A 5175-nucleotide genomic window follows, 5' to 3' on the forward strand; every position below is an offset into this window, starting at 1 on the left:
GTCGTGACGAGCCGACTCGGCGGGGTTTTCGGTCAGAACGAGCCGACTCGGCGGCGGTTCAGACGTTGATCAGTAGCGGTAGTGGTCCGACTTGTAGGGACCCTCGACCGGGACGCCGAGGTAGTCGGCCTGCTCCTGCTTGAGCTCGGTGAGCTCGACGCCGAGGGCGCCGAGGTGGAGGCGGGCGACCTCCTCGTCGAGCGCCTTGGGCAGCACGTAGACGCCGATCGGGTACTCGTCGGTCTTGGTGAAGAGCTCGATCTGGGCCAGCGTCTGGTTGGTGAACGAGTTCGACATCACGAAGCTCGGGTGACCGGTGGCGTTGCCCAGGTTGAGCAGGCGGCCCTCGGAGAGCACGATGATCTTCTTGCCGTCGGCGCCGTCCTTGGGGGGAAAGATCCACTGGTGGACCTGCGGCTTGATCTCGTCCTTGACGATGCCCGGGATCTTGGCGAGGCCGGCCATGTCGATCTCGTTGTCGAAGTGGCCGATGTTGCCGACGATGGCCTGGTTCTTCATCTTCTCGAAGTGCTCGACCCGGATGATGTCGAAGTTGCCGGTCGTGGTGATGAAGATGTCAGCGGTCTCGATGACCGACTCCAGGCGGCGGACCTCGTAGCCGTCCATCGCCGCCTGCAGCGCGCAGATCGGGTCGATCTCGGTGACGATGACGCGAGCGCCCTGGCCGCGCAGCGACTCCGCCGAGCCCTTGCCGACGTCGCCGTAGCCGCACACGACCGCGACCTTGCCGCCGATCATCACGTCGGTGGCACGGTTGATGCCGTCGATGAGCGAGTGGCGGCAGCCGTACTTGTTGTCGAACTTGGACTTGGTGACCGAGTCGTTGACGTTGATCGCCGGGAAGAGGAGCGAGCCCTCCTTGAACCGGTCGTAGAGGCGCAGGACACCGGTGGTGGTCTCCTCGGTGACGCCCTTGATGCCGTTGGCGATGTTGGTCCAGCGCTGCGGGTCGTTCGTCAGCGAACGGTCGAGGACCCGGAGGACCTCCTTGAACTCCTCGTTGTCGGTGGAGTCCTGGCCCGGCACCGCGCCGGCCTTCTCGAACTCGACACCCTTGTGGACGAGCAGGGTGATGTCCCCGCCGTCGTCGAGGAGCATGTTCGGGCCGACCTTGTTGCCGGCCTCGTCGGTGAAGTCGAAGACCTTCTCGGCCTCGTCCCAGTACTCCGCCAGGGTCTCGCCCTTCCAGGCGAAGACCGGCGTGCCGTTGGGGGCCTCCGGGGTGCCGTCTCCGACGACGACCGCGGCGGCGGCGTGGTCCTGGGTGGAGAAGATGTTGCAGGTGGCCCAGCGCACGTCGGCGCCGAGCGCGGTCAGCGTCTCGATCAGGACGCCGGTCTGGATCGTCATGTGCAGCGAGCCGGCGACGCGGGCGCCCTTGAGCGGCTGGTCCTTGCCGTAGCGCTCGCGCATGGCCATCAGGCCCGGCATCTCGTGCTCGGCGAGGGAGAGCTCCTTGCGGCCGAACTCGGCCAGGCTCAGGTCGGCAACCTTGTAGTCCATGGTTATTCCTTACCGAAGTTAATGCGGGCCTGCGTCGCGCATCTGCGCATCAGCGGGATCTCCCACGCAGGTTGCCCTCAGACTACAAGCGCTGGTTGACGGGAGCGGTAATCCGCAACCAACAGTTCGCCTGTAACCCTGTCGAAAACTAGAACGAGTTCCTATTATTGCCGGGCATGACGGCAACCACACCCGACCCGCACACGGTCCAGGGCGACTGCGCCCCTGCGTACGCGCCCCTGCGCGACCTGCTCGCGCGCAACCTCTCTTCCGGAGCCGACCTCGGTGCCTCCCTCGCGGTGATCCGTGACGGCGAGCTCGTGGCCGATCTGTGGGGTGGTGAGGCCCGGCCGGGCGAGGCGTGGCGGGAGGACACCATCGTCCGGGTCTGGTCGGTGACCAAGACGATGGCTTCTCTGACCGCGCTCGTGCTCGCCGACCGCGGCGACCTGGACCTGGACGCTCCGGTCGCGGACTACTGGCCCTCGTTCGCCGACCAGCGGGTCCTCGTCCGCCACCTGCTCTCTCACACCTCCGGCATGTCCGGGTGGACCGAGCCGCTCTCCACCGAGGCGCTCCTGGACCTGCCGCTCGCCAACGAGATGCTCGCCCGACAGGAACCCTGGTTCGAGCCGGGCTCGGGGTCGGGGTACCACATGGTCTCCTACGGGCATCTGGTCGACGGCCTGGTCCGTGGCGCCACCGGGAAGCCGCTCTCGGAGGTGTTCGCCGAGCTGGTCGCAGGGCCGCTGGGGGCCGACTTCCACCTGGGTGTCCGGGAGAGCGAGCTCGGCCGCTGCGCCGACCTCGAGGCTCCCCCGCCCGGAGGGATCGACGTCACCGCGCTGCCCGAGGGCAACCTGATGATCCCGACGCTGGTCAACCCGAAGCTGGATCCGGCCGAGTTCAACGCGGCCCCGATGCGTACGGTCTCGTTGGCCGGGATCAACGGGCACGGCAACGCCCGCTCGATCGCCCGGATCCAGTCGGCCGTCTCCCACGGCGGGGAGGTCGACGGCGTACGTCTGCTGTCACCCGCCACCATCGAGCGGATCTTCGAGGTACAGGCCGACGGTGTCGACCAGGTGCTCCTGACGCCGATGCGATGGGGAATCGGCTATGGCCTGCCGCAGCCGGTGGCGGCGCCGGCGGTGCCCGAGGGACGGGTCTGCTGGTGGACCGGTTATGGCGGCGCGATCGTGGTCAACGACCTGGAACGACGGGTCACGGTGGCGTACGCGATGAACCGGATGACCCAGCACATGACCTCCTCGCAGCGCACCGACGCCTACGTGCGCACCGCCTTCGAGTGCGTGGAGGCGGCAGGTATGGAGGTGGCCCGATGACCGAGGTCAAGGTCTGCATCATCGGCGCCGGCTGCTCGGGGATCACGACGGCCAAGCGGCTCAAGGAGTTCGGGGTCGCCTACGACCAGTTCGAGCTCTCCGACGACATCGGCGGGAACTGGTACTTCCGCAACCCCAACGGGCTCTCCTCGGTCTACGAGTCCCTGCACATCGACACCTCGACCAGTCGGCTGGAGTTCGAGGACTTCCCCGCGCCGGAGTCGTTCCCGCACTTCCCGCACCACACCCTGATCCACCGGTACTTCCGCGACTACACCGACCACTTCGGGCTGCGGGACCAGATCACGTTCAACACCGGGGTCGAACGAGCGACGCAGCGCGAGGACGGCTCCTGGGAGGTCACGCTGTCGACCGGAGAGACCCGCTCCTACACCGACCTGGTGGTCGCCAACGGCCACCACTGGTCACCACGGCTGCCGGCGTGGGAAGGCGAGTTCGCCGGCGAGATCATCCACAGCCATTCCTACGTCTCCCCGTTCGAGCCCGTCGAGATCCGCGGCAAGCGGGTGATCGTGGTCGGGATGGGCAACTCGGCGATGGACATCGCCTCGGAGCTGTCCTCGCCGTGGATGGCGTCGAAGCTGTACGTCTCCGCGCGACGGGGCGTGTGGGTGCTGCCGAAGTATCGCAACGGGCAGCCTGCCGACAAGGTGATGGCTCCGCCCGACATCCCCAAGGAACAGGCGCTGGCGGCCTCCCGCGAGCTGATCCGCGGGCTGGTCGGGTCGATGTCGACGTACGGGCTCCCGGAGCCCGACCACGAGCCGCTGTCCGCGCATCCGTCGGTCAGCGCCGACTTCCTGACCAAAGCCGGCTCGGGCGACATCCACATGCTTCCCGAGATCGCTCGGTTCGAGGGATCGACGGTGCACCTCGTCGACGGATCGTCGGTCGAGGCGGACGTGGTGATCGCGGCAACCGGCTACGACATGTCGTTCCCGTTCTTCGACCCAGCCGAGGTCTCACTGCATCCCGATGCCGACCACCGCTATCCGCTGTTCAAGCGGATGATCAAGCCGGGCGCCGACCACCTCTACTTCATGGGGCTCGCCCAGTCCTCCCCCACCATCGTCAACCTCGCCGAGCAGCAGTCCAAGCTCCTGGCCCGCCTGCTCACCGGGAGCTATGCGCTCCCACCTGTCGAGGAGCAGGAGCGCATCCTGAAGGCCGACGAGGAGGCTCACCTGGAGCAGTACTACGCCGCCCCACGCCACACCATCCAGATCGACTTCGCCCGCTACGTCATCGACCTGATGGCCGAGATCGAGGCCGGGGAGACACGGGCAGCCAGGAGCGGGTAGGCGCGGGTAGGCGCGGTGTGTCAGTGGTTCTTCTTGAACGGCAGCAGGTGGAGTACGCCGACCACGATCGCTCCGACGATGAGTCCGACGACCGCGGAGAAGAAGGTGTTGACCAGCCACGCGGCGGCCGCGCCGACGGCACCGAGGGCGTGGTGGACCTCCTCCTCGAGGTGGTGGACGGTGTCGTAGGGCCACGCCCAACCGGGGTGACCGGCGGCGAGACCGTTGACGTCGTGGACGCCGACCAGGATCAGGTGGCCACCGACCCAGAGCATCGCGATGGTGCCGACCACCGAGATCACGGCGAGCACCTTCGGCATGGCCGAGACCATGCCCAGGCCGAGCCGCTGGGCGAACGCGCTGGGGCGCTGGGAGAGCGAGAGGCCGGCGTCGTCCATCTTCACGATCAGGGCGACCACGCCGTAGACCACGAGCGTGATCAGGAAGGCGACCGCCACCAGGGCACCGAGGCGCATCCAGAAGCCTTGGTCGATGACCTCGTTGAGCGCGATCACCATGATCTCGGTGGAGAGGATCAGGTCGGTGCGTACAGCACCCGAGATCATCGTCTTCTCGGCCTCGGGACCTTCCAGGGCGACCGGCGTCTCGTGGGCCTCCTCGTGCGGCCGAACCCACTCCAGGACCTTCTCGACACCCTCGAAGGCGAGGAAGGCGCCACCGAGCATCAGGATCGGGGTGATCGCCCACGGCGCCCACTGCGCCAGGATCAGCGCCACCGGCAAGATGATCAGCAGCTTGTTGCGCAGCGAGCCGAAGGCGATCTTCTTGATGATCGGCACCTCGCGCTCGGCGGCGATGCCGTGGACGTACTGCGGCGTCACGGCGGTGTCGTCGATGACGACACCCGCGGCCTTGGCCGAGGCCTTGCCGGCGGCAGCGCCGACGTCGTCGACGGACGCAGCCGCCAGCTTGGCGATGGCGGCTACGTCGTCGAGAAGTGCGAAGAGTCCGGCGCTCATGCC

Annotated in this window: 4 protein-coding genes; 2 read left to right on the forward strand and 2 right to left on the reverse strand. The window is 67.4% G+C overall.

The features are described from left to right. Positions 1 to 69 precede the first annotated feature (69 nt). On the reverse strand, positions 70 to 1524 hold the full coding sequence (gene ahcY / locus ACFU7D_RS28415; protein WP_378873587.1) for an adenosylhomocysteinase: 1455 nt from the start codon (positions 1522 to 1524) through the stop codon (positions 70 to 72). 176 nt (positions 1525 to 1700) lie between these two features. Here ahcY and ACFU7D_RS28420 point away from each other — a divergent pair, with 176 nt between their 5' ends. Continuing rightward, positions 1701 to 2870, forward strand: coding sequence for a serine hydrolase domain-containing protein (locus ACFU7D_RS28420; protein WP_378873589.1), 1170 nt, complete (start codon positions 1701 to 1703; stop codon positions 2868 to 2870). After that, positions 2867 to 4192: a flavin-containing monooxygenase gene (locus tag ACFU7D_RS28425; protein WP_378873591.1), complete on the forward strand. Its 1326-nt coding sequence runs from the start codon at positions 2867 to 2869 to the stop codon at positions 4190 to 4192. The genes ACFU7D_RS28420 and ACFU7D_RS28425 overlap by 4 nt, the downstream gene beginning before the upstream one ends. Positions 4193 to 4212: 20 nt before the next feature. Here the strand turns inward: ACFU7D_RS28425 and ACFU7D_RS28430 are convergent. Further along, a partial coding sequence (locus ACFU7D_RS28430; protein WP_378873593.1) for a DUF808 domain-containing protein occupies positions 4213 to 5175 on the reverse strand: 963 nt, incomplete at its 5' end.

The organism is Nocardioides sp. NPDC057577 (assembly GCF_042801335.1).
Lineage (GTDB): Bacteria > Actinomycetota > Actinomycetes > Propionibacteriales > Nocardioidaceae > Nocardioides.